Below are 23896 nucleotides of genomic sequence, written 5' to 3' on the forward strand. Positions count from 1 at the left end.
GTTTCAGAGGATATTCACAGGGAGAGAAATCCCACTCCGGCTTGCGGTGACATCCGCGCGGACGAGACTTGGGGGATGGATCACGACCTCGCCTCACGGCTCGCCGACAGCCCCACCTCGACCTCGCGGACGGTCGGGCGGCTGGCTCTCGGCGCGTTCCTGCTCTTCGCCGGGATCACGCACCTGACCGTCGCGCGCGAAGAGTTCCGGGCGCAGGTCCCCGCGTGGGTGCCGTTGTCCGAGGACACCGTCGTCCTCGTCTCCGGGGTCGTCGAGATCTCCCTCGGTGGCGCGCTGCTCGTCCTCCCGCACAAGAAGGTCCCTGTCGGGTGGATCGTCGCGGCGTTCTTCGTCGCGATCTTCCCCGGCAACATCTCTCAGCTCGTCACGCACACCGACGCCTTCGGTCTCGACTCCGACCAGAAGCGCGCCGGGCGTCTGCTGTTCCAGCCCGTCCTCGTGCTCTGGGCGCTGTGGTCGACAGGTGCGTGGAGGGCGTGGCGCCGCGGCTGATCGCCGGTCCAGGGCGAGTGCCGTCCATGGCCCGTCCCATGCCGTCCACGAGGCCCGCTCCCTCGAGTGCCCGGCCTGCGGGTGGGGCCGAGGTCGGTCCTCGGGGAGGTGCCGAGGCCCGGCCTGCGGGTGGGGTCGAGGCCCGGCTCCGGGGAGAGGGCCCGGCCTAGGGCTCGTGGTGGCGTCGCCACTCGGGTGTCGCGATGCCGTTGAGGACGCTCTGCACGGTCCTCTCGGCGAGCCCGGCGTCGATCGGCTGGTGGCCGAAGAAGGCCCTGTAGTAGAGCGGCGCGGCGAGGAGGTCGAGGGCGAGCTCCATGTCGAGCCCGTCCTGGATCTCGCCGCGCTCGACCGCGTGCTCGAGGACCGTGCGAGAGGTCGCGCGACGCGCCTCGAAGTAGTCCCGCAAGAAGTCCGCCCGCAGCCCCGGGTCTGCCTCGAGGTCTGACAGCAGACCGGGCAGGGCTCGGGTGATGGGGGAGTCCTCGAACACCTCGGCGAGGTTCGTGATGCCGTGCACCAGGTCGCAGTGGACGCACCCGGTGTCGGGGGTCGGCGTCGTGCCCAAGACCGAGATGAAGGTGTGGACGACCACACCGGGCAGGCTCTTCCAGCGCCTACGCAGCGCTGGCTTGCTCGTCCCCGCGGCCGTCGCGACGCCCTCGAGCGTCAGTGCGCTGTAGGGGAGCGTGCTGAGCAGCTGGACGACGGCCTCGGTCGCCCGCGCGTCGATGGTCGTGTCACGGGGGCGGCCTTGTGCTGCCCTGGTCGGCCCCGCTGCCCCGCCCTGCTCTGCTTGCGCCATCGTGCAACCCTATCGTAGATTCATTCCGTTCCGCCGTGGAACATAAATCGAGGAGCGGATATGTCAGAGGAGCGGGTATGACGCAGGACGCGACAGAGCAGCTGGCCACGGGCGCGGCAGGTGCTGATCCGGACCCCGGGGGAGTCTTCTCCCCGCGGCTGCGTGGGTTCACCGTCGGCATCCTCGCGAGCGTCGGGGCTGTGGCCTTCGAGTCGCTCGGCGTCGCGACGATCCTGCCCGCCGTGGCCGAAGAGCTCGGCGGCCTGTCGGGATACGGCTGGGGACTCTCCGCGCTCATGCTGGCCAACATCGTCGGCACCGTCGTGGCGGGGACCGACATCGACCGGCGAGGACCGGCGCGGTCTGTCCTGGTCGGCAGCCTCGTCTTCGCCGCCGGGTGCCTGCTCGCCGGGCTCGCCCCGGGGTGGGGAGTCTTCGTCGCCGCCCGCGCGCTCCAAGGGCTCGGGGTGGGGGCGATCATGGCCTACGCGTACAGCCTCGTCGGCATCGCCTACCCGGCGCGCCTGCAGGCCGTGATGTTCGCCTTCCTGTCCTCGGCCTGGACGATCCCGTCGCTCCTGGGCCCGGTCTTCGCAGGTGCGGTCACGGACGTCCTGGACTGGCGTGTCGTCTTCTGGGCCATCGCACCGGTCCCCCTGCTCCTGCTGCCCCTCGTGCTCCCCGGCGCACGCCGGACGTCGGCCCCGACGCCGCGTGCCGGTCGGCGGGTCCCCGCACCCGTCTGGTTCTCGATCCTGCTCGCCGTGGCGACAGGTGCCCTCCTGCTCGGCCTCGAGGTCGACGCCCTCCCGGTGCTCGTCGTCCTCGTCGTCACCGGACTGGCCGGCAGCGTCCTCGCGCTGCGACGCATCGTGCCGGCGGGGACGCTCTCGGCTCGTCGGGGGGCACCGGCCGGCATCGTCATCAGGTTCATCCTGTGCGGCGTGTACTTCGGCTCGGAGGCCTTCCTCCCGCTCGGCCTCACGAGCGTCCACGGCCTCGACGTCACGCTCGCGGGGCTCGGCCTCGCGGCAGGTGCGCTCGCCTGGACGGCCGGCTCCTTCGTCCAGGCGCGCGTCGACGCCGCACGCCCGGGTACTCGGGCCCGGTCGGCGCGGGTCGGGCTGCTCGCGCTCCTGGCCGGTGAGGTCGTCATGGGGCTCGCCGTCGCGCTGCCGGGCGCCTGGCCCGGCTGGGCCGTCGTCGGCTGGACGATCGCCGGTGTCGGCATGGGGGTGGCGTTCAACGCCGCGACAGCCGCGACCATGGCGCTGACACCGGCGGGCTCAGCGGGCGGCATCAGCGCCAGCCTGCAGCTCGCCCAGACGCTCGCGACGGCTGTCGTCGCCGGGGTCGGCGGCGCGCTCGTCGCCGGCCTCGGGACCACGACGCCCGCATTCCTCGCGGTCTTCGGTCTGACCGCGGCGCTCGGCCTCGTGGGTGCCGTGCTCGCGGGGCGGCTGGACGAGAGGCCGGGACGCCGGTCGGGTACGTCGTGAGCCAGGTGAGGGCCGAGCGGGCGGGTCCGAGGTCACGACCGACCCGCGGAGGGTTCGACGAGGCTGGTGTGCCCGCTCGCCGTCGGGCTCCGGACAGCCCGGAGCGTCAGTCCAGCAGCAGGTCGAGCGTCGTGCCCAGCTTGGCCAGCAGAGTGATGCGGTTGGTCTCGACCCACTCGCCCTCATAGCCGCGCGGCGCGGGCTCGACGAGCAGGATCGAGTACATGTAGCAGCGGTACAGCAGGATGCGGACGTCGTCCGAGGTGAGGTTGCCGGAGGCGAGCGACTCCGAGGTGTCCAGGTGCCCGCCCGCCGCCACGTACCCCGCGGCGATCGGCGCGGGGGCACCGCCGTCGCCGAACTGGCTGGCGCCGACGAGCTCGTAGAGCGGGTCGGCGAAGATCGCGCGCTCGGTGTCGATGACCCCGACGATCTCGAGGGAGTCTGGGTCGAGGAAGATGTTCCCCTCCCACAGGTCGGTGTGCACGAGCGTCGGCGTCCGCACCACGTCGAGCTCGTGCCCGTGCCGCTCGAGAGCCTCGGTCATGCGGCCTGCGGGGAGGTCGACACCCCAGGTGGCGGCGTCGTCGAGGACACCTGAGACCATGCGCCCGAAGGCCTCGCGCCAGGTCGGCGCCTGGAGGGACGGCGATGCCGGATACCCGAAGGCCTCACCCGTGACGGCGTGGAGACGGGTCATGTACGCACCGAGCCGACCCTCGACCTCGAGGCGCTGCTCGGAGGTGAGGTCGGTGAGCGTGTGCCACGGGACCCCGTCGAGGTACGAGGCGACCAGGACGTCGGAGGCGACGTGCTCGTGCGAGGTGTCGAAGAGCAGCACCTGTGGCATGAGCAGGTCGGGGTGCTCGGCGGCGAGCCTGTACACGGCCGCCTCGGTCGAGAGGATGTCCTTCTCGTAGGTCATGAGCTTCTCGACGGCGGTCGGGGCCATCTTCGCGACGACCCTCCCGCCCCGGGCGAAGGTGATCCTGTAGGTCGTGGCGAACATCCCGCCGTCGAGCTTGTCCGTCGCCACGACCTCGCCGAGCTCGGCCACGAGCGGCGCGACGACTGCGGCGAGCGCCCCGACGACCCCGTCCGCGTCGGTCGGCAGGACTGCCGGCGGACGCGCGGCCTCCGGGATGACGGCGTGGGGCAGTGCGGCGGCAGGCGTGGTCTCGGTAGGCACCCGACCATCCTGGCACCGCCCTGACCTGCAGACCAGCACCGGAGGTCCCGGGGTGTCCCGCCAGCGGGCGCCCCGGGACCGGGCGTACGAGGCCCTCAGGGCCGCGGGACGTTGCGCAGGTTGGAGCGGGCCATCGAGACGACCTCGCCCAGGCCACCGCCGAGCACCTCTTTGCTCATCGCGGCCGCGAAGCCGCGCACCTGGCCCGCGGTGATGGTCGGCGGGATCGACAGCGCGTGCGGGTCGGTCACCACGTCGATCAGCGCCGGACCCGGACGGTCGAGCGCACCCCGCAGCGCCTTGCGCAGGTCCTTCGGGTCTTCGACCCGGACCGCGGGGATGCCGACTGCTCGCGCGACGGCCGCGTAGTCGACCACGGGGGAGTCGGTGCCGAAGGCCGGCAGCCCGTCGACGAGCATCTCGAGACGGACCATGCCGAGCGTCGCGTTGTCGAAGAGCACGATCTTGACCGGCAGGTCGTAGTGCTTGATCGTCACGAGCTCGCCGAGCAGCATCGCCAGCCCGCCGTCGCCCGACATCGCGACGACCTGACGGCCCGGCTGCGACGCGGCGACACCGATCGCGTGCGGCATCGCGTTGGCCATCGACCCGTGCAGGAACGACCCGATCACGCGGCGCTTGCCGTTCGGGCTGATGTAGCGGGCGGCCCACACGTTGCACATGCCGGTGTCGACGGTGAAGACAGCGTCCTCCGCCGCCTCCTGGTCGAGGACGTCCGCCACGTACTCGGGGTGGATCGGCGTCATGGACTCGGCCTTCTTGCCGCCCGAGTACGCGCCGACCACACCGTTCATGGCCTTCTCGTGCTTCTTGACCATGGAGTCGAGGAAGCGCCGCGACCTGGCGGGCTTGACCATCGGCAGGAGCGCCCGGACCGTCTCGCCCACGTCACCGACGACCGCGAGGTCGAGTCGGGTGCGGCGTCCGAGGTTCTTCGGGTCGATGTCCACCTGGACCGTGCGGACAGACTCCGGCAAGAACTGGTCGTAGGGGAAGTCCGTACCCAGCAGGATCAGCAGGTCGGCCTCCTGGGTCGCGTCGTAGCAGGAGCCGTAGCCGAGCAGACCGGACATGCCCACGTCGAAGGGGTTGTCGTACTGGATCCATTCCTTGCCGCGCAGCGAGTGACCGATCGGCGCAGCGATCTTGTCGGCCAGCGCGATGACGTCGTCGTGCGCCCCGCGCACCCCGACCCCCGCGAAGATCGTCACCTTCTTGGCCTCGTCGATCGCCTCGGCCAGCTCGCGCAGCGACTCGTCGGCCGGGATGACGCGCGGCTTGGGCGGGCGGGTCGAGACGTCGGAGACGGCCGCCGGGGCGTCGAAGTCGGCGACGTCCCCCGGGATGGTCAGGACTGCGACCCCCGGGGCGCCGTAGGCGTGGTGGATCGCGGAGTTGATGACCCGCGGCGCCTGCTCGGCCGACGAGATCATCTCGGAGTACACGGAGCACTCGTTGAACAGCCGGTCCGGGTGGGTCTCCTGGAAGAAGCTCGTGCCGATCTGCTTGCTCGGGATGTGGCTCGCGATCGCGAGGACCGGGACCTTCGAGCGGTTGGCGTCGTAGAGACCGTTGATGAGGTGCAGGTTGCCCGGCCCGCACGAGCCCGCGCAGACCGCGAGGTTCCCGGTGACCTCCGCCTCGGCGGCCGCGGCGAAGGCTGCGGCCTCCTCGTGGCGCACGTGCACCCACTCGATGTCGACGCCCTCGTTCGCGGCACGGCGCACGGCGTCGACCACGGGGTTGAGGCTGTCGCCCACGATCCCGTAGATGCGCTTGGCTCCTGCCTCGACGATCTGGGCGACGAGCAGGTCTGCGACTGATCGGCCGCGGGTCTTCGACTTGGCCACGATGGGTACCTCCGGTGGGCGACGGGTGTCCGGGAGCCCCGCGTGGGTCTGGCGGAGGCGTCCCGCTCCCCTCCACCCTGCTCCGGTTCGTGGTTGCTCGCACGGCAGAGCCGGACATCTGGGATGTCTCGTCCACCACACACGGTTCTCTGGGCACCCCGGCTCGGGTGCTCGGGCCACGACTGGTGGCTCCAGCGGACAGCCTGCGGCGGGTGCGGCACACTGAAGGTGATGAGCGCTGCACGAGAAGAGTCCGACAGCACCGTCAGGACCGTGGCAGCCCTGCGGGCCGCGGGCTGCGTCTTCGCGGAGGACGAGGCCCGGCTGCTGCTCGAGGCTGCCACGGACGATGCGTCGCTCGACGCGCTGGTCCGGCGCCGGGTCGCCGGTGAACCCCTCGAGCTGATCCTCGGGTGGGCCGAGCTCGCCGGGGTGCGGGTCGCCGTCGCCCCGGGGGTCTTCGTCCCGCGTCAGCGCACCCGGCTGCTCGTCGAGGAGGCCGCTGCGCTCGCGGACGCCGGCAGCGTGGTCGTCGACCTGTGCTGCGGGACCGGTGCCGTCGGCCTCGCGGTCGCTGCCGCCGTGCCCGGCGTCGAGCTGCACGCCTCCGACGTCGACCCGTCGGCCGTCGCCTGCGCTCGCGGCAACCTGGGCTCGCGGGGACCGGTCTACGAGGGCGACCTCTTCTCCGCGCTGCCCGCAGGCCTGCGCGGCCGGGTCGACGTGCTCGTCGTCAACGCGCCCTACGTCCCGACCGACGCCGTCGCCCTCATGCCCCCGGAGGCTCGCCTCCACGAGCACCTGGTCGCGCTCGACGGCGGTACGGACGGTCTCGAGATCCAGCGCCGCGTCGCCAGCGACGCCGCTGAGTGGTTGTCCGGGGGAGGGCATGTCCTCGTCGAGACCAGCGAGCGGCAGGCGCCCGCGACCGCCGCGCTGCTCACGGCGGCGGGCCTGGCAGCACGCGTGGTGCGGTCCGACGAGGCCGACGCGACGGTGGTCGTCGCCAGTCGCTGACCCCGGCGCGACCGCTCCTCCTCCTGACCTGCCCGAGCCGTGAGGTCAGTGCCCCTCGGTGACCGTCGACCCCGCAGTCCGCGAGCGCAGGGTCGTCAGCGAGGCGAGCATGACGAGGACGGCGATCCCGGCGGCGACCACGACCACCGTGAACCCGGCGTGGGACCCGGCCTCGTCGATCCGGGCGCCGGCGACCGACGTCCCGACCGAGACGCCGACACCGAGGGCCGTGCCGACCCAGGTCAGCCCCTCGGTGAGCTGCGAGGGCGGCACGAGCAGCTGGACGAGGTTGTTGCCGTTGATGAGGGTCGGCGAGATCGCGAAGCCGGCGACGAACATCACCGCGGCGAGGATCGGCAGCGACGTGACGAAGAAGAACAGCGTCACCCCGACGGCGAGGGCGAGCATGCCGACGGCGAAGCGCTTCCACAGGGGTGAGAGCCAGTGCTTGGCGCCGTAGAGCAGGCCGGAGATCAGCGAGCCGGCCGCGAACACCCCGAGGATGACGCCGGCCATGGCCTCGTGCCCGGCCTCCTTGGCGAAGGCGATGGTCGCGACGTCTGTCGCACCGAACACGGCGCCCATGCCGATGAACACGGCGATGACGGCGAGCATGCCGCCGTTGAGCAGGACGGAGCGGTTCTTCACGCCCTCGACCGGGATCGACACCGGCGGCTCGGTCTCGCGCAGCGACAAGAACCAGAAGCCGCCGACGACCACGGCGACGAGGGGGACGATCAGCCCGGCGGTCGGGGCCACGGAGGTCGCGAGGATCGTGGCGAGCATCGGTCCGACGACGAAGCACAGCTCGTCGACGGCCGACTCGAAGGAGTACGCGCTGTGCAGCTTGCGCGGGTCGGCGAGCAGGTTCGACCAGCGGGCCCGGACCATCGACCCGACCGAGCCGACCGACGCCCCCGTGAGCACCGCGAAGAGGTAGAGGAAGGCCTCGGGTGCGCCGAGGGCTGTCGAGAGGATGAGCCCGAGGAGCGAGAGCGACGTGACGACGAACATCGGCCGCATGACCCGGGCCTGGCCCTTGCGGTCGACGAGCTTGGCGATCTGCGGCGAGCAGATCGCCTGCGCGACGATGTACGCGGCGCTGACCCGCCCGGCCAGCCCGTAGGAGCCTGTCGTCTGCTGGATCATCAGGACGATGCCGATGCCCACCATCGACATGGGGAGGCGGGCGAGGGCGCCCGACCCGGAGAACTGCTTGGTGCCGGGGATCGCGAGGAGCGCTCCGTAGGGGTTGCGTGAGGCCTTCGCGGGGGCTGGTTCGGGGGTCGTCCCGGGTTCGTCTGGCACGTCTCCCAGTCTCTCATCTGGGACGGCGCGCGAGCGGTTCCTCGACCGCCGTCGCCGTGGTCTGGCGCGTAGGCTGACCCGAGTCTGACGGACGAGCTCGGGAGGGCTTCGCATGGCACGCACGAGCAGCGACGAGCCCGACGCCCCGCTGGGGCCGCGCGACCCTCGCTACGTCATCCGCGTGCCCGCCGACGAGAGCCCTGAGGAACCCGAGGTCCTCCCGGTCCGTGGTGGGCGCACCGACGCACCCGAGGCGCGGCCGGCGAGCGACTACGTGATCCGCGCGGGGTCCTCCGCGGAGGTGCCTACGACGCAGGGTGCCGCTGAGGCTCCACGACCGGCGGTCCAGGCGAGCCCGGCAGCACCCGCGGCCCGTGGTCCTCGCCCGCCGCGCCGCCGCCGCTCGCGGGCAGCCCGCTGGCTGATCGCCCTCGGCGTGCTGGTGGTCGTCGCAGCTGTCGCCGCCGTGGTCGTCGTCCGCAGCGGTCTGCTCGACGGTGACAACCCCTTCACGGGGCGCGACCTCTACGTCGACCCGGACTCCCAGGCGATCCGTGCCGTCGACTCCGCGACCGACTCCGCGACGCGCGACGCCTTCCTCACCATCGCGGACCAGCCGACGGGGATCTGGCTCACCCCCGAGAAGTACCCGGCCGGCGAGGTCGGCCCGTTCGTCGCGCAGGTCGTGGCCGACGCGGCTGCGCAGGACACGCTGCCGCTCTTCGTGGTCTACGGCGTCCCGGACCGCGACTGCGGGCAGTTCTCCGCCGGCGGGACGAGCGTCGAGGGCTACGAGGTGTGGGTCCGCGAGATCGCCGCGGCTCTCGACGGGACCGAGACTCCCGTGATCCTCGAGCCTGACAGCATCTCCCTCGCCGAGCAGTGCGGCGACGTCGAGGGGCGCCTGAGCCTCGTCAGCACCGCGGGCGCGACCCTCACCGACGCCGGGGCGACGGTCTACCTCGACGGTGGTCACTCCAACTGGCACTCCGTCCAGGAGACCGCGGACCTGCTGCGCCGGGCCGGGATCGCCGGTGTGCACGGCTTCGCGACGAACGTGTCGAACTACAACGACGACGCCTCCGAGCTCGCCTACGCCCAGCGGCTGAGCGCCCAGCTCGACGGAGCCCCCTTCGTGGTGGACACCGGGCGCAACGGGAACGGGTCGGACGGCACCTGGTGCAACCCTCCGGGTGCCGCGCTGGGCGCCCGACCGCTGACCCTCGAGGCCGAGGGGCTGGACGCCAACCTGTGGGTGAAACCTCCAGGTGAGAGCGACGGGACGTGCGGCGGAGGCCCCGTTGCCGGAGAATGGTGGGTTGACCGGGCACTCAGCCTCGTCGCCGAGGACAGGGCCTGATCCTTCTTCGGAGCACGCTCGACACGTCTGGTCGGGTGCGCGCACCGTGAGGTTCACCGAAGGAGGCACCGTGGCACCGGACGAGGAACGCCGCACCGCAGTCATCATCGAGGACGACGCCGACATCCGGCACCTCCTCGAGGCTGTGCTCTCCGACGCCGGCTTCCACACGATCGCCACGGGGAACGGTCTCGACGGGGTCCAGGCGGTCAAGGCCTACGACCCGATCGTCACCACCCTCGACATGGGCATGCCCGGGATCGACGGTCTCGAGACCGCGCGCCGCATCCGCCAGTTCAGCCAGACCTACCTCGTCATCGTCTCGGCCCGCAGCGAGGAGATCGACACGCTCCAGGCCCTCGACGCCGGCGCCGACGACTACCTGACCAAGCCCTTCAGGCCCCGCGAGCTCCGTGCGCGCATCGACGCGATGCTGCGCCGGCCCCGGGTGGTCGGGGTCGACCCCGCAGCAGGGCAGCCGGCCCAGGCGGCGGCCCCCACCGCCCCGGCGTTCGCAGTGCCAGACCCGTCGCTCCTGCCGGCAGAGGGTTTGCCTGCCTCGCTGGTCGAGCCCGCCGCGACGCAGCCAGGTGGCACCGCGCCCGCGCCCGCGCCAGCAGCCGCAGAGCCGGCCGACCTCGTCGACGAGGGCGAGGGCTGGCTCGTCCACCGCGGGCTGCGCCTCAACCCGGACATGCGCCTGGTGCGTCACGGTCAGGACGAGATCGTGCTGACCCGCAGCGAGTTCGACCTGCTCGCCGCTCTCATGGAGACGGGTCGGCGGGTGCGCGGCAAGGCGGACCTCGCGCTGCTGCTCCGCGGCGAGAGCTACGTGACGTCGTACTACGTGAGCGAGGCCGACAAGCGGGCGATCGAGGTCCACATGGCCAACCTGCGTCGCAAGCTGACCGACACCGCGACCTCCCCGCGCTGGATCGAGACCGTGCGCGGGGTCGGCTACAGGCTCACCTCGGTCGACGAGAGCTGAGGGCGAGGGGAGCCCGAGAGCACCGAGAGACGTCGGGGAGGGCCGTCAGGGGTGCTGCTCGGGCTCGCCCCAGCTGCGGTGCGTCTCCTCCACGAGGAGGAGCGACAGCTCGTGGCAGGCCTCGGTCCCGGCGGCATCGAGCTCGGGCAGCCAGGCTTGCGCCGACAGGCAGTCGGCACGGCGGACGGCGGCGAGCATGCTGTCCGAGATGGTGGCGACGTACGCGCACCCGAGCATGATGCTGCTCGAGCGGATGCTCAGCACACCGGTGTCGGCCGCCGCGAGGTCGGTGCGGGCGAGCGCGGCGTCGAGGGTCGTCATGCGACCTGACCACAGCGCGACGTAGTCGGCCACGAACCTCTCGAAGGTCTGGACGTTGCCGAGCAGGTCCTCGAGGAGCTCCTCGAGGACCCTGCGGTCGACCACGTCCACGGTCTCCGGCCCCCTGGCGGTCATCACGCCTGGTAGCCGTGGTGACGTCGTACCAGCTTGCCGAACATGCCGAGGGTCTGCAGGACCGCGATGGTGCCCAGCACGGGCCACGCGACCCAGAGGATCGTCGACTGGACGACGATCGACAGCTGGACCCACACGGCGGCCAGGGCGATCATCACGGCGACGGTGATGAGCAGCGGGGTGAGGTACGCGTTGCCGGCACCGCGCTCGGCCTTCGCCTGGGCAGCCCAGTTGTCGACCTGCTTCTTGCTCGCGAACTTGGTCCAGGCCCGCAGGAAGTGGCCGATGCGGACCCACATGTACATCTCGGCGGGAACGATCAGCGCCGCGAAGAGGATGTCTCGCCTCGTGCGTCCCTGCATCGACATCGCGATGCGCACGTTGAGCGCCGCGGCGACGACCGGCGGGACGAGCCAGACGGGGCTGAACACGAAGGCGTCGATCGAGACGGCTGCGACGACCAGCAGGATGAACATGACGCGGGCGACGGCGTTGATCGCCATCGACGCGTTCTCGAGCCAGCGAAGGCGCAGGTTCGGGTGGAAGGGCTGACCCTTGGTGTCGCCACGCTGGCCGGGCCACATGAGCTCGATCGCACCGTAGTTCCACTTGACCTGCTGGGCGTCGAGGCCGCGCAGGGTGGTCATGCCGCCGACGTCGGCGCGGGCCCGGGCGCTGATCTTGGTGAGGTACCCGGCGCTCTTGATCTGCAGCGACAGGAGCGAGTCCTCGACCTCGGAGTCCTTGACCCACGGCGTGGTCTGGTGGTTCTGGGTCATCGCGTCGCGCAGCGCCTTGGTCGCGAAGATCGAGTACTGGCCGCCGAGGACCGCCATGTTCCGGCCGCGGAGCATGTTCTGCATGTTGAAGGCCGCGAACTGCGCCCGCTGCCCGGAGATGAGGAACTTGGCGACCGTGCCCTGGATCGGGTCCGGGTCGATCGTGTAGATCGCGGAGATGCCGCCGATGCGGCTGTCCGAGACGATCTCCTCCTCGAGCTGCTCGACGGCCTTCTCGCTCGCGACGGTGTCGCCGTCGACGCCGAGCAGGTAGTCCATGCCCTCGATGAGCGTGAAGCCGTAGTTGAGCGCACCGACCTTCTTGTCGGGGTTCTTGCCGATGTCGTGGACGTAGACCTCGGTGAACTGCTCGACACCGTCGACCACCGAGGAGTGCGCCCCGGCATAGCCGGCCGCGACCTCGACGGTCTTGTCGGTCGTGTTGTTGACGATCACGTGGATGACGTCAGGCAGTCGCGTCTGGGCGAGCAGCGACTCGATGACCGAGCCGATCGACTCTTCTTCGTTGTACGCCGGGATGATGCAGCCGATCGTCGGGCGGGCCGTCGTGAGCGCCTCGACGCTCTCGATGAACTCGTTCGCGTACTTCTCGATCTCCCCGAAGGTCTCGTGGTCGATGATCACGTCGTCGTCGAAATGTGCCACGGTGTGCCTCCTGGAGGATCGTGCGGGTCGGCCGGTCGGACCGGCGTCTGCTGTGTCTGAGAGCAGTCTTCCCGGCCTCCCGCAGCGTCGGCGCAGCGCAGCCTCAGCATCACCTCAAGATGTGCTCAGGATGTCGTCGGTCCCTCAAGATCGCCTTGATCCGGCGGATCTGGGCCCTAGTGTCGTGCCATCACCACGACCCAGGGGGAACCCATGACTGCCCGCCGACCCTTCCGACCAGCCGCGCTGCTCGCCGCCGGGATGCTCTTCGCGCTGACCGCGTGCGGCACGGCGCCCTGGGACGACCCCGAGACGACAGGGTCGAGCGCGGCTGCCGACGCCTCAGCCGCGGATGCAGCCCAGGCCACCCCGACGACCGAGCCCCAGCCCGCCCCCGTCGAGACGATCCAGGTGATCCAGAACGACCTCGCCGCCGGCAACGCCCAGCGCACGCTCACGGCGGGCGCGGCGTCGCTCGGCGTCACGTACTGGTCGACGCTCAGCATGGACCAGTGGGTCTCGGGTGCGAGCAAGCCGCTCAGCCTGTCGATCTCCGGCTCCCTCGTCCCCGACGACGGCCAGGGTCTGTACCTGTCGCGCGTCAGCCTCTCGGCCGACGTCAAGGACGCCGACGGCAACGCGCTGCCGAGCCCCGCCGTCGTCACGGACGACGCGAGCGTCGAGCCGGGCTACGCGATCACCGCGCCCTACAGCTACAACCAGACCTTCGTGGTGCCCCCCGTCGACGACCGTGCCGCCTCGGTGACCTTCACGCTCACCTACGAGGTGCTCATCCAGACGACCCCGACGTCTGAGGACTACGCCAAGCAGTCGGCCGTGGACACGCTCACCGTCGCGATCGCGCAGCCCCCGGCGGAGGCGACCGACGCGGCGACGCCCGACGCCTCCGGGGAGCCGGCCGCAAACGTGACCGCGACGTCGTGAGGGCCTGGTCCTGACCGGTCCCCGAGCCGCTACGGAGGACCGGGTGCATGATGAAGAGATGAGCGACGACACCGCACCCGAGCCCCAGGTCACCCACGACGAGGAGGGGCACCGCCTCGAGGCGACGACGCCCGACGGCGAGCTGGCAGGCTTCCTCACCTACGACCGGGTCGAGGCCAAGAGTGCCGGCGGCCGCGGCACCCTCGTCGCGACCCACACCATCGTCCAGCCGCACTTCGAGGGCCGCGGCGTGGGGTCGAGCCTCGCCCGGGTGTTCCTCGACTACGCCCAGGAGCACCACCTCACGGTGATCCCCCAGTGCTCGTTCGTCCACGGCTACATCGACCGCCACGAGGAGTACAAGACGCTCCTCCCGTGAGCGCCGGGCGCATCGCTCGAGATCCGTGTCGCCCGTGCGACCTCACCTACGTCTTGCTACCTGCGTCTGCTGAAGAGTAGTGTCCTGTACTGGTAGCTGTGGATGAAATACTTCCCCGAGCACCAACTCGAGAAACCCACGCCTAGGCGTGGGTTTCTGCGTTAGTCGCTTAGGTGACAATGGTCCGATGCTGCTTGCCTACATCGACGAGATCGGGGAGACCGGAGCCTTCGTCGCCCGCGATGACGCGAGGTACAAGACCAGTCCCGCGTTCGGCTACGCGGGCTTCATCGTCCCGGAGGGACGAGCGCGCGAGTTCGGCGCGATCTTCCAGAGGGAGAAGGCAGCTCTCTACAAGCCGATGATCGAGAAGGCAGCGCACCCAGGACGCTGGGAGCGCAAGGGTTCTGACATCTTCCGTGCTGAGACGCCTCAGAAGTTTCCGGCTCAGCTCCGCGTCTTCGACGCCCTCGTGAAGAGCGTTCGCCGACTCGACGGACAGCTCTTCTACTACGCCGATGAGAAGCCCATCGGGACGCCGAGGCAGACGCGCGGTGACCACGTGGACGACTCCGCCATGTACACCGAGCGCGAGACCCACGCGATGCACGAGGCCTTGAACCGCATAGCTCGCTACGCAGATTCTCGCGATGAGAACGTCATGGTGATCATCGACCAGGTCAACGAGAAGGCGCGGTCTGCGCGACTGCCGGTCATGTACAGCCACATCTTGGGTCGAGATCGAGCGAGCGATGTTCCCCCAGGCAGCGGGTCAGAGCGTAGCGGGCAGCATCGACCTCTCGGTGTACCGGAAGATCCGGGCGGCCGCAGAGCGCTCCCGCGAGAGGGCAGGGCGGCGGACCTAGGCTGCCGAGGTCGACGGCGAGAGCGACGGGCGAGCATCTCGCGCAGAGACGTGGCCGGGCGGCGACACGTGGTCGTCGCCCGGCCGTCTCTCATGCCGTGCGGCCCTGGCGGGCCGTCGTACCGGCGATCAGCTGATCGTCGCGTCGACGGAGGCTTCCTGGCGCTCGTCGTGGACGAGCTCGCCGGCGTCGTCGGCCGGGGTCAGGGTCGCGTCGAAGGTGATCGGGGACCCGGCCTGGTACTTGAAGTTCTGGCCGTAGGAGAAGGTCTGGCCGGGAGCCCACACGAACGGAGCCTCTTCGCCGGTGCCCGTGGCGATCGCGGAGCTCGTCACGCCCATCTCCTCGAACTGCGCGGAGTCGACGATCGAGTCCATGCCCTGCAGGTAGGGCCAGTCGGCGTACTCGGCCGAGACGCTCACGAGGCTGTACGAGAGCGGGATGTCCTCGGTGCCGGTGTTGGTGAACACGTAGTTGACGTAGACGATCTCGTCGCCCTCGGCGATCAGCGGGAGGTTCGTGTCGGGGTCGACGAACTGCCCGGTCTTCGAGGCTGTCGCCGTCGCGACCTGGTAGACGTCGACCGTGAAGTTCGTGCCCTCGATGGTCGCGAGCTTCTCACCCGGGGTCGTGGTCGGGACGGCCCAGGACGGCGAGTCGCCCGATGCTGCCGCATCGCCGGAGTCGTCGCTCGACTCGTCGGTGGCCTCGTCGGACTCGTCCTCGGTGGCCTCCTCGCTCGGCTCTTCGGTGGGCTCGTCCGAGGCCTCGGTGGTCTCCTCGGCGGAGTCTGTGGCGAGGATCGAGGACGAGTCCTTGTCGGAGTCGTCGCTCGAGCAGGCCGCCAGCCCGGCCAGGGCGAGGCCGGCGACGGTCAGGGATGCGATGCCGCGGGTGATGCGCATGATGATCTCGATTCGTGTCTAGGGATCGACCCGGGAGGTCGGGATCGGGTTCTCTTCGACACTAACCTCGGCGCCCCTGCCGGTGTGACCGCAGCTATGGGTACCACTGCCCATGAACCGCGGGATCCTGCGGATCTTGGGGGTGGGTAGTAGTACCCGTGGAGTCGATGGGGACCCGTGCTCGGCTGGGCCGGGCTGCCCGGGGGAGTGCTCCAGGTCCTCGGGAGGACCTGGAGGGACGCCGGAGACGGCACCGGGCGCCGACCCTGTGGTCGGCGCCCGGTGAGTGGCTGGCCCGTGCACGCACGGACTGTGGGAGCCTGACGTCCGCGAGCGGGGCTCCAGGGTCGTGTCAGCTGATCGTGGCGTCCACGCTGACCTCGGTGCGCTGGTCGCTGAGGGGCTCGCCGGCCTCGTCGGCGGGGGACAGGCGCGCCTCGAAGGTGATGGGCGACCCGGCCTGGTACTTGAAGTTCTGGCCGGAGGAGAAGGTCTCGCCCGGAGCCCACTCGAAGGGAGCCTCGCCGCCGTTCATCGGGTCGATGGCGAAGCTCGTCACGCCCATCTCCTCGAACTGCTCGGAGTCGACGATCGAGTCCATGCCCTGCAGGTACTCCCAGTCGGCGTAGGTCGGGGTGACGGTGACGAGGCTGTAGGTGAGCGGGATCGACTCGGTGCCCGTGTTGGTGAACACGTAGTTGACGTAGACGATCTCGTCGCCCTCGGCGATCAGCGGGAGGTTCGTCTCCGGGTCGACCCACTGGCCGGTCTTCGAGGCCTTGGCGGTCCCCACCTGGTAGACGTCGACCGTGAAGGTCTCGGCGTCGATCGTCGCGATCTTCTCGCCCGGGGTGGTCGTCGGCACAGCCCACGCCGGGGACGTCCCGGAGCCGGCCGCGTCGGAGTCCTCGGTCGCGTCGTCTGTCGCCTCGTCGGTGGCGTCCTCGGTGGGCTCTTCGGTCGGTTCGTCGGTCGCCTCGGTGGTCTCCTCGGCGGGCTCGGTCGTCGCGACGGTGGTCTCCTCGGAGCTCGAGTCGTCGCTCGAGCAGGCGGCCAGACCGGTGAGGGCGAGGCCCGCCACGGTCAGGGAGGCGATACCGCGGGTGATGCGCATGCTGTGTCTCTTCTCGGGTCGGTGTCCGGGCGGCACGCAGGCCGCGCTCAGGTACGGGAAGACGCTATCCGCAGGTCAGCGTGCTCGCCCGGTGAGAGCGGGTGAGGTCTGGCGGCCCTCAGAGGTGTCCTCCGGCGGCCCGAGACAGCGCAGACGCCGGTGCCCTTCCCATGGGGATGGCACCGGCGTCTGCTCGTCCGCCCGGTCGGGCGGGGGACTCAGGTCAGCAGGTCAGGCGAGAGCCTCGCCGACGAGAGCCTTCGCGGCCTCCTGCACCTCGGCGAGGTGCTCGGGGGAGGTGAAGGACTCGGCGTAGATCTTGTACACGTTCTCGGTGCCCGAGGGGCGCGCGGCGAACCACGCGTTCTCGGTCGTCACCTTGAGGCCGCCGATCGCGGCACCGTTGCTCGGTGCCTCGGTGAGCTTCGCGGTGATCTGCTCGCCGGCGAGGGTCGTCGCCGAGACCTGGTCAGCAGAGAGCTTCGACAGGGTCGCCTTCTCCTCGAGGGTCGCGGGCGCGTCGACGCGGGCGTACCAGGACTGGCCGTGCTGCTCGACGAGGGCTGCGTGGTGCTGCGAGGGGGACTTCCCCGTGGTCGCCTGGATCTCGGAGGCGAGCAGGGCGAGGATGATCCCGTCCTTGTCGGTCGTCCACACCGAGCCGTCCTTGCGCAGGAACGACGCCCCTGCGGACTCTTCCCCGCCGAAGCCGACCGAGCCGTTCAGCAGGCCGGGCACGAACCACTTGAAGCCGACGGGCACCTCGTCGAGGCGGCGACCGAGGCCACCGGCGACCCTGTCGATGAGCGCCGACGACACGAGGGTCTTGCCGATCGCGGCGTCCTGCGGCCAGCCCGGGCGCGCTCCGCCGTACAGGTAGCTGATGGCCACGGCGAGGTAGTGGTTCGGGTTCATCAGCCCGGCGTCGGGGGTGACGATGCCGTGACGGTCGGAGTCCGCGTCGTTGCCCGTCGCGATGTCGTACGGAGCGTCGCCCTCCATGGCCTTGACGAGCGAGGCCATGGCGTAGGGGGAGGAGCAGTCCATGCGGATCTTCGCGTCCCAGTCGAGGGTCATGAAGGCCCAGCGCGGGTCGACCTGCGGGTTGACCACGGTGAGATCGAGGCCGTAGCGCTCGCCGATCGCGCCCCAGTACTCGACAGCCGCGCCGCCGAGCGGGTCGGCGCCGATGCGGATGCCCGCGTCGCGGATCGCGTCCACGTCGATGACCGTCGCGAGGTCGTCGACGTAGGCGACGAGGTAGTCGTGGCGGTGCGTCGTCTCTGCGGCGAGGGCCTCGTCGAGGGAGACGCGGCGCACGGCGCCGACCCCGCTGCGCAGGATCTCGTTGGCGCGGTCGGCGATCCACGACGTCGCCTCGGAGCCTGCCGGGCCACCGTGCGGCGGGTTGTACTTGAAGCCGCCGTCCCGGGGCGGGTTGTGCGAGGGGGTCACGACGATGCCGTCCGCGAGGCCCGGTCCGGTCGTCCGGACGCCCTGGGCGGTTGAGGCCCCGTTGTGCAGCAGGATCGCGTGCGAGACGGCAGGCGTCGGGGTGAAGGAGTCGCGCGCGTCGACGTAGACGTCGACACCGGCTGCGCTGAGCACCTCGAGGGCGGTCTGCCACGCCGGGAGCGAGAGGGCGTGGGTGTCACGGCCGATGAACAGCGGACCGTCGGTGCCCTGGGAGCGGCGGTACTCGACGATCGCGGCGGTCGTCGCGATGATGTGCGCCTCGTTGAAGGCGTGGTCGAGGCTCGACCCACGGTGCCCGGACGTGCCGAACACGACCTTCTGCGAGGGGTCGTCGACGTCAGGGGTGAGGTCGTAGTACGCGCCGACGACTGCGTCGACGTCGATGAGGTCTTCGGGGAGGGCGAGCGTGCCAGCGCGAGGGTCCATGAGTCGATCTTGCCACTCGTGCCGGGGTGAGGCACCGGCGCCGACGCCGGTGGCGTCCACCTCCGGACGGATGCGGGTGCACGGAGGTTCTGAGAGTCTGCTGGGATGAGAATCTCGCTCCCGGCAGCCCTCGTCACGACAGCCACGCTCGTCCTCGCCGGGTGCGCGAGCTCTGGACCGTCGGAGGGCGGCTCGACGAGCTCTCCCGCCGCGTCCTCCGCCCCGGCGGAGACTCCCACCGCGACGAGCACCTCCACCGGCACGGAGAGCACGGAGGCGGCCAGCCCGGAGCCCACCGAGCCCCCGACGACCGAGGCTCCCGCCCCGACGACCGACCTGCCTGCGACCGTCATGCTGCCGCAGGAGCGCCTCTACCCCGAGGACGGGGCGCGCACCGAGCGCGAGGGCGTCGAGACCTGGCTGCTCCCGGACGGCTGCGAGCAGACTGCGCCGGACGGCGCCGCGGCGATGCGCACCGTCGTGCAGGGGGACGGGGCGTTCGAGGACGCGATCGGGCAGCAGCAGGTCGCGGTCTTCGCCGACGTCGACGCCGCGGTGTCCGAGGCCGACCGGCTCGGCTCGGTGCTCGCGGCGTGCGCCGGGAGCGACGACGTCACGACCGGCTACGCGACAGAGCCCGTCGAGGTCGGTGCGCAGGGGACGGTTCTCGTCGTCTCCTACAACGACGACTACACCCCCGGGCAGGACGAGATGTCGCTCGGCTACGTCCTCTCCGTCACCCGTCGGGGCAACGCGGTCACCCTCGTCGCCAACGCGGGCGGCGAGTACAGCATCAAGGCGTCCCGCGAGCTCGTGGTGCCCGAGCTCCAGGCCGCCTGGGAGCAGCTCTGCGCGTACGAGACGGACGGGTGCTGACCCGGCCTGAGATCTCCACCTGGCGTCCAGCAGGTCGGGTCTGCGCCATGGGGCGGTGCCGGTAGGCTCGTCCCATGGCAAAGAACACGTCCCCGGAATTCGTGCTGCGTCCCTTCGAGGGCCTCGCCGGCGAGGCTGACCTCGTCGCGATGCGCGAGGTCGTCCCGGCCGCGACGGCGACAGCGCGGACCACCGCAGAGCACGGCGCCCGCGACATCACCTTCACCACGGTCCTCCCGGGGGCCTGGCCCTCGCTGCACCGTGCCGACGGCGCGATCCTCGTCGCCCTGCAGACCCACGCGGGCTCGGGCGACGCGAGCCGCGACCTCGCGCAGACCATCCTCGACACCATCGAGCTCGAGCCCGGCACCTCGCTCACCAGCACGGTGCTCCCCGGCCCGGGCCCGCGCCTGCAGGACATCCTCGACCCGTCGGTGCCCTTCGAGGTCACCGTCCACGAGGGCTTCGACTACTGGCTCGACCCCTCGGCCGAGATCACCGCGGACGTCCGCGAGTCCCTGACCGAGGCGAACGAGACGATCATCGAGACCGTCAGGCTCGAGTCCGTCGAGCACGGCTACTGGTGCCGCATGGGCGCCCGCGAGTACCTGCGCTGGTCGATGGCCTACGACGAGGAGACCGTCATCAACGCCGTCGCCCGTCTGCACGCCCGTCGCGAGTCTGGCTTCGGCGGATCGAAGTTCCTCGGGGCGTTCCGCTCCTCCGGGATCGTCATCCCCGTGTGGGAGCTGCCGAAGGGATCAGAGGCCGAGGACATCGAGGCCGCTGCGGCCGAGTTCTGGCCGGTCTTCGAGGCCGAGCTGGCGAGCACCGCCCCGCTCGACGCGAACGAGCGTCGCGCGCGTGCCGGGATCGTCTCTCGCCAGGTCACCCTGCGCTGACGGCTGCCGAGTACAGCAGGTCAGAGCAGGCCGGGAAGACTAGGGTTGGCGACGTGATGGGTGAGTCAGGGTCCGACGACGGCCGCGCGACGAGCGGTACCCCTACGACCGGGGGCGCTGCTGCGGTGCCCCGCAGGGCGCGCTCGGCCGTGTTCCGGCTCCCGGCACGGGAGCGTGACAGGCAGCGCGTCGCGGTGATCATCCCGGCCAAGGACGAGGTCCGTCGCATCGCCGCGACGGTCCGCGCGGCCCGGGCGATCCCGCACGTCGACCTGGTGCTCGTCGTCGACGACGGCAGCGAGGACGGCACCCAGGACGTCGCACGCGACGCCGGAGCCGTGGTCGTGCGCCACTCCCACAACCGTGGCAAGGCCGCGGCGATGGAGACAGGCGCGGCCATCGTGGCCATGCGCGACGCCCCGGGTCGCCCGCCCAGGCTCTTGCTGTTCATCGACGGAGACCTCGCCGAGTCGGCCGTGAACACCGCGCCGCTCGTGGCCCCGGTCCGCGAGGGCGAGGCCGACATGTCGATCGCGCTCCTGCCGCCCCAGCCCGGTGCCGGCGGGCGAGGGATCGTCGTGGGTGCCGCACGCCGTGCGATCGCGTCGATGACGGGCTGGACCCCGGTCCAGCCGCTGTCGGGCATGCGGTGCCTGACCCGCGAGGCCTTCGAGGCCGCGACCCCCCTCGCTCGTGGGTGGGGCGTCGAGACAGGTCTGACCATCGACCTGCTGCGCCTGGGGTACGTGGCCGTCGAGGTGCCGTGCGACCTGCGGCACCGTCCGTCGGGCACAGACTTCCGCGGTCAGATGCACAGGGCCTCGCAGTACCGCGACGTGGTGCTCGCCGTGAACGCCCGCAAGGTGCGGGCCGTCGGTGAGGCGCTGAGCAGCGTCGGACGTCGACGCGGCCGCTGAGGCCTCACCTGTTCCCGTGCCCTGAGAGGCACGGGCACAGGCTGGGCCACGGCCGGGCAGCGGTCTGGTAGCCCGGTCGCCCGCGCGGCTCGTGCTCCCCGGTGTGCCTGGTGTCAGACCTGTCCTGGCACCTGCAGGGTGTGCTCGCGCTGGAGGCCCAGCATCCACGTCGCGTAGGTCGCGGTGACCACCGGGACCAGGACCGACATGCCCACGGCGAGGATGACGATCCCCGAGTCGTTGACGAGGGTCCCGATCACCAGCGCCACGACTGCGCAGACGACGGCGGGGACGAACAGCGGCGCTGCGTCGCTCACCTGCTTGAGCGGGGTGCCGCGGGTCAGCCACGCGTACGCGTCTGCGCCGTCGGCGACCGTCGCCGCCCGCAGGGGCCGACCGACGACGATGACCACGAGCAGGATCCCGCCGACCGCGACGAGGGTCAGCGGGTTGGAGAGCGTCGAGAAGTTCGCACCGATCTTGCGGAGCAGGATGCCCCAGAGCTCACCGTCGAGAGTGTCGTCCACGAAGGCACCGAGGTGGGTGCGCTGGTCTGGCGGGCGCAGCCAGTCCACGACGGCGAACAGCGAGACGACGACGACCCCGGCGGCGAGGACCGCGAGGACCTTGCGCCACGTGACCCGCACCCCGGCCGCCACGAGGGCGAGCAGGCAGAAGGCGGGGACCGTCGCCGGCGGACCGCCGAAGTCCGCGCCGATGCTCGGCGAGCCGTTGAGGAGGACGGCGACGACCCCCGTCGTGGCGATCGAGACGACAGCCCACCGGCGGTGGCCGCGGCGGATCAGCGCGTCGCCGATGCTCGCGGCCAGGACGATCGTGGAGGTCGCGAAGAGCGCGAAGGACGTGTTGTTGAAGCCGTAGAAGCGCCCCGCGACCATCGGCTGGATCCCCATGAGCCCGGAGACCTGGAGACGGGCACCTGTCGCGACGTCGACGGCGAGCACGCCCGCGGTGACGGCGGCGACGACGGCTGCCGGGCCGAAGACCTGCCGCTTCCACGGTGGCAGGACCGCGGCGGCGGTGACCACCGCGACCCAGGCGACGACGAGACCTGCGAGCGCGAGGGACGGCGCGGAGACCCGCCACCACGGGACGAGGTTGGCGAGCATGGTCGCCACGGGGACCGCGGCGACGGCGACCGCTGCGGCTCGCAGCACCGCGAGGCTCCCGCGCGGACGGGCGGTCAGGCGCGCGGCGGCAGAGTCGATGCCGCGTCGTCCCGCGGCGGGGCGGGCCGAGCGGCCGCGCGCACCGGCGGCGCCGAGCCACCGTGAGAACGCCAGGCCGACTGTCGCGAAGAGCAGGAGGTTGACGACGCAGAAGAGCGTGAAGAACGTGCCGACAAGAGGGTAGGTCGAGCGCGCGTGGTCCTCTGCGTCGACGAGGGCGTCGACGCGTTCGGACACCGGTGCTCCGGAGGCGTCGCTCGTCGGTGCTGTGCCCACCAGCGTCGAGCGGGGGAGCACGTCGCGCAGCCCGAGCGGCGCGGCGACCAGCGGGAGCAGGTCGGTCGTCTGCACGTAGCCGGGCTGTCGGGTGGAGTGGGACATGAGTGTTCCCACGGGGGTGCCGTCGCCGAGGACGACCAGGGTGCCCATGCGCGACGTGCGTCCGGGGTCCGCCATCGACGCGACGACGACGGTGGTCCGCTCGAGGTCCGGGTCGTCGGCCAGGACGGCTTCCATCACGGCTGCCAGGTGTCCGTCGACCGTCGCGACGTCTGCGGCGTGCTGCTCGCTGCGCGTGAGCTCGGTCGGTTGCGCGGGGTCGACGATGTCGCGGACCGAGCCGGCGTCCACGACGACCAGCCTGGAGGTCTCGAGCGCCGCAGCGACGTCGAGGCGGAGCGCGTCGGCGCGCGGGACGGGCCGGGTGCCGACAGGGAGCGGGACGACGTCACCGGCGACGGTGCCGTCCGACGTCGCGAGGGCGATCATCGCGCCCGGCCCGATCGCGGTGGCTGCGAGCCCGGCGGTCTGGACGGCGTCTCCGAGGCTGCCGATGGCTGCGCCGTAGGACTGCGACTCGACCGCGCTCTCGTACTCGTCCCAGCCCGGCACGCTCGTCGGGTCTGCGTCTGTCGGGTTGGTGAGGACCCGGCACGGGTCGACGCCCTCGCCGCGGTAGTCGGCCGCGCGCTTGCCGGAGGAGAGGGCGAGCCAGCCGTCGGCCGGGCAGGTGGTCGAGCGCACCGAGCGGACGACGAGGTTGCCGACACCGCCCTGCTCTGCGACCTCCCAGGTCGCCGGTGTCGCCTCGGCGGAGATGTCGGCCCACGAGACCCCGCCGGTCCCGACGACCACGACCCTGTCGTCGGTCTGCTGAGGCGCTGCCTGCGGGGACGCTGCCTGCTGCGGCCCTGCCTGCTGGGAGCTCGCGTGCTGGGACGCGGCGTCCTGCGCGGCATCCTGGGCAGCAGCCGGCGAGCCTTCCGAGGCGTACGCGGCTGCGGGGGCGACCGTCGAGAAGACCACCCCGGCGGCTGCGAGGACAGCGGCTGCCCGCGTCACGCGTGCTGCACGACGCCCGAGCGAGACGATCCTCCGGGGAGCGAGGGCAGAGGGCATCAGGGTTCTGGGCACCGGACCAGAGTAGGCGCTGGTCCGGTGCAGGACGTG

Annotated in this window: 20 protein-coding genes and 1 pseudogene; 11 read left to right on the forward strand and 10 right to left on the reverse strand. The window is 71.2% G+C overall.

The genetic code is table 11. The annotated features are described in order from the left end of the window. Positions 1-75 precede the first annotated feature (75 nt). The gene (locus SANBI_RS00715; protein ID WP_319158004.1) at positions 76-513 is read left to right on the forward strand and encodes a DoxX family protein; all 438 of its coding nucleotides are present in this window, start codon (positions 76-78) and stop codon (positions 511-513) included. Positions 514-679: 166 nt separating this feature from the next. Here the strand turns inward: SANBI_RS00715 and SANBI_RS00720 are convergent, their stop codons facing one another. Then, entirely contained in the window at positions 680-1318 is a 639-nt protein-coding gene (locus SANBI_RS00720; protein WP_319158006.1) for a TetR-like C-terminal domain-containing protein, read from the reverse strand. 77 nt (positions 1319-1395) lie between these two features. On the opposite strand from SANBI_RS00720, the gene SANBI_RS00725 reads away from it, so the two are divergent. Then, positions 1396-2817: an MFS transporter gene (locus SANBI_RS00725; protein ID WP_319158008.1), complete on the forward strand. Its 1422-nt coding sequence runs from the start codon at positions 1396-1398 to the stop codon at positions 2815-2817. Between the two features lie 106 nt (positions 2818-2923). Here the strand turns inward: SANBI_RS00725 and SANBI_RS00730 are convergent, their stop codons facing one another. Both SANBI_RS00730 and SANBI_RS00735 read right to left on the reverse strand, forming a co-directional pair. Beyond that, on the reverse strand, positions 2924-4006 hold the full coding sequence (locus SANBI_RS00730) for a phosphotransferase family protein (protein WP_319158010.1): 1083 nt from the start codon (positions 4004-4006) through the stop codon (positions 2924-2926). Between the two features lie 95 nt (positions 4007-4101). Then, positions 4102-5877, reverse strand: a complete 1776-nt coding sequence (locus SANBI_RS00735; RefSeq protein WP_319158012.1) for a pyruvate dehydrogenase — start codon at positions 5875-5877, stop codon at positions 4102-4104. A gap of 231 nt (positions 5878-6108) precedes the next feature. On the opposite strand from SANBI_RS00735, the gene SANBI_RS00740 reads away from it, so the two are divergent. Next, positions 6109-6894, forward strand: a complete 786-nt coding sequence (locus tag SANBI_RS00740) for a putative protein N(5)-glutamine methyltransferase (protein ID WP_319158014.1) — start codon at positions 6109-6111, stop codon at positions 6892-6894. Positions 6895-6939: 45 nt separating this feature from the next. On the opposite strand, the gene SANBI_RS00745 is transcribed toward SANBI_RS00740, so the two are convergent. Then, entirely contained in the window at positions 6940-8202 is a 1263-nt protein-coding gene (locus SANBI_RS00745; protein WP_056135085.1) for an MFS transporter, read from the reverse strand. A gap of 112 nt (positions 8203-8314) precedes the next feature. Here SANBI_RS00745 and SANBI_RS00750 point away from each other — a divergent pair, with 112 nt between their 5' ends. After that, positions 8315-9562 (forward strand): glycoside hydrolase family 6 protein, encoded by a 1248-nt coding sequence (locus SANBI_RS00750; protein WP_319158017.1) that lies wholly within the window; start codon positions 8315-8317, stop codon positions 9560-9562. A gap of 70 nt (positions 9563-9632) precedes the next feature. After that, the gene (locus SANBI_RS00755) at positions 9633-10550 is read left to right on the forward strand and encodes a response regulator transcription factor (protein ID WP_319158020.1); all 918 of its coding nucleotides are present in this window, start codon (positions 9633-9635) and stop codon (positions 10548-10550) included. Positions 10551-10595: 45 nt separating this feature from the next. On the opposite strand, the gene SANBI_RS00760 is transcribed toward SANBI_RS00755, so the two are convergent. Both SANBI_RS00760 and SANBI_RS00765 read right to left on the reverse strand, forming a co-directional pair. Beyond that, positions 10596-11006 (reverse strand): hypothetical protein, encoded by a 411-nt coding sequence (locus SANBI_RS00760; RefSeq protein WP_319158022.1) that lies wholly within the window; start codon positions 11004-11006, stop codon positions 10596-10598. After that, the gene (locus SANBI_RS00765) at positions 11006-12451 is read right to left on the reverse strand and encodes a glycosyltransferase family 2 protein (protein ID WP_319158024.1); all 1446 of its coding nucleotides are present in this window, start codon (positions 12449-12451) and stop codon (positions 11006-11008) included. The genes SANBI_RS00760 and SANBI_RS00765 overlap by 1 nt, the downstream gene beginning before the upstream one ends. 213 nt (positions 12452-12664) lie before the next feature. On the opposite strand from SANBI_RS00765, the gene SANBI_RS00770 reads away from it, so the two are divergent. From SANBI_RS00770 to SANBI_RS18785, 3 genes and pseudogenes are all read left to right on the forward strand, one after another. Next, complete coding sequence (locus SANBI_RS00770) at positions 12665-13396, forward strand: hypothetical protein (RefSeq protein WP_319158026.1); 732 nt, start codon at positions 12665-12667, stop codon at positions 13394-13396. A gap of 58 nt (positions 13397-13454) precedes the next feature. Then, complete coding sequence (locus SANBI_RS00775; RefSeq protein WP_056135101.1) at positions 13455-13775, forward strand: GNAT family N-acetyltransferase; 321 nt, start codon at positions 13455-13457, stop codon at positions 13773-13775. A gap of 187 nt (positions 13776-13962) precedes the next feature. Next, positions 13963-14460, forward strand: a pseudogene (locus SANBI_RS18785) (DUF3800 domain-containing protein); the annotation flags it as partial. Positions 14461-14769: 309 nt separating this feature from the next. On the opposite strand, the gene SANBI_RS00780 reads toward SANBI_RS18785, so the two are convergent. From SANBI_RS00780 to pgm, 3 genes are all read right to left on the reverse strand, one after another. Beyond that, the gene (locus SANBI_RS00780; protein WP_319158029.1) at positions 14770-15546 is read right to left on the reverse strand and encodes a hypothetical protein; all 777 of its coding nucleotides are present in this window, start codon (positions 15544-15546) and stop codon (positions 14770-14772) included. A 352-nt stretch (positions 15547-15898) separates the two neighbouring features. Continuing rightward, positions 15899-16660: a hypothetical protein gene (locus tag SANBI_RS00785; protein ID WP_319158031.1), complete on the reverse strand. Its 762-nt coding sequence runs from the start codon at positions 16658-16660 to the stop codon at positions 15899-15901. Between the two features lie 231 nt (positions 16661-16891). After that, positions 16892-18562: a phosphoglucomutase (alpha-D-glucose-1,6-bisphosphate-dependent) gene (gene pgm / locus SANBI_RS00790; protein WP_319158033.1), complete on the reverse strand. Its 1671-nt coding sequence runs from the start codon at positions 18560-18562 to the stop codon at positions 16892-16894. Between the two features lie 105 nt (positions 18563-18667). On the opposite strand from pgm, the gene SANBI_RS00795 reads away from it, so the two are divergent. From SANBI_RS00795 to SANBI_RS00805, 3 genes are all read left to right on the forward strand, one after another. Beyond that, positions 18668-19438 carry a hypothetical protein gene (locus SANBI_RS00795; RefSeq protein WP_319158035.1) on the forward strand — a complete coding sequence of 257 codons (771 nt, stop codon included), beginning with the start codon at positions 18668-18670 and terminating at the stop codon, positions 19436-19438. A 74-nt stretch (positions 19439-19512) separates the two neighbouring features. Continuing rightward, complete coding sequence (locus tag SANBI_RS00800) at positions 19513-20340, forward strand: DUF5926 family protein (RefSeq protein ID WP_056135120.1); 828 nt, start codon at positions 19513-19515, stop codon at positions 20338-20340. Positions 20341-20396: 56 nt separating this feature from the next. Further along, positions 20397-21257: a glycosyltransferase family 2 protein gene (locus SANBI_RS00805; protein WP_319161134.1), complete on the forward strand. Its 861-nt coding sequence runs from the start codon at positions 20397-20399 to the stop codon at positions 21255-21257. 113 nt (positions 21258-21370) lie between these two features. Here SANBI_RS00805 and SANBI_RS00810 read toward each other — a convergent pair whose 3' ends face one another. Then, positions 21371-23860, reverse strand: a complete 2490-nt coding sequence (locus SANBI_RS00810) for a hypothetical protein (protein ID WP_319158037.1) — start codon at positions 23858-23860, stop codon at positions 21371-21373. Between the last annotated feature and the right edge of the window lie 36 nt (positions 23861-23896).

It is taken from the genome of Sanguibacter biliveldensis (genome assembly GCF_033798665.1).
GTDB lineage: Bacteria > Actinomycetota > Actinomycetes > Actinomycetales > Cellulomonadaceae > Sanguibacter > Sanguibacter inulinus.

Bases quoted from the DNA above. Each gene is read 5' to 3' on its own strand.
- SANBI_RS00715 (WP_319158004.1), top strand. From the start codon at position 76: ATGGATCACGACCTCGCCTCACGGCTCGCCGACAGCCCCACCTCGACC.
- SANBI_RS00720 (WP_319158006.1), bottom strand. From the start codon at position 1,318: ATGGCGCAAGCAGAGCAGGGCGGGGCAGCGGGGCCGACCAGGGCAGCA.
- SANBI_RS00725 (WP_319158008.1), top strand. From the start codon at position 1,396: ATGACGCAGGACGCGACAGAGCAGCTGGCCACGGGCGCGGCAGGTGCT.
- SANBI_RS00740 (WP_319158014.1), top strand. From the start codon at position 6,109: ATGAGCGCTGCACGAGAAGAGTCCGACAGCACCGTCAGGACCGTGGCA.
- SANBI_RS00750 (WP_319158017.1), top strand. From the start codon at position 8,315: ATGGCACGCACGAGCAGCGACGAGCCCGACGCCCCGCTGGGGCCGCGC.
- SANBI_RS00760 (WP_319158022.1), bottom strand. From the start codon at position 11,006: ATGACCGCCAGGGGGCCGGAGACCGTGGACGTGGTCGACCGCAGGGTC.
- SANBI_RS00770 (WP_319158026.1), top strand. From the start codon at position 12,665: ATGACTGCCCGCCGACCCTTCCGACCAGCCGCGCTGCTCGCCGCCGGG.
- SANBI_RS00775 (WP_056135101.1), top strand. From the start codon at position 13,455: ATGAGCGACGACACCGCACCCGAGCCCCAGGTCACCCACGACGAGGAG.
- SANBI_RS00780 (WP_319158029.1), bottom strand. From the start codon at position 15,546: ATGCGCATCACCCGCGGCATCGCATCCCTGACCGTCGCCGGCCTCGCC.
- SANBI_RS00785 (WP_319158031.1), bottom strand. From the start codon at position 16,660: ATGCGCATCACCCGCGGTATCGCCTCCCTGACCGTGGCGGGCCTCGCC.
- pgm (WP_319158033.1), bottom strand. From the start codon at position 18,562: ATGGACCCTCGCGCTGGCACGCTCGCCCTCCCCGAAGACCTCATCGAC.
- SANBI_RS00795 (WP_319158035.1), top strand. From the start codon at position 18,668: ATGAGAATCTCGCTCCCGGCAGCCCTCGTCACGACAGCCACGCTCGTC.
- SANBI_RS00800 (WP_056135120.1), top strand. From the start codon at position 19,513: ATGGCAAAGAACACGTCCCCGGAATTCGTGCTGCGTCCCTTCGAGGGC.
- SANBI_RS00805 (WP_319161134.1), top strand. From the start codon at position 20,397: ATGGGTGAGTCAGGGTCCGACGACGGCCGCGCGACGAGCGGTACCCCT.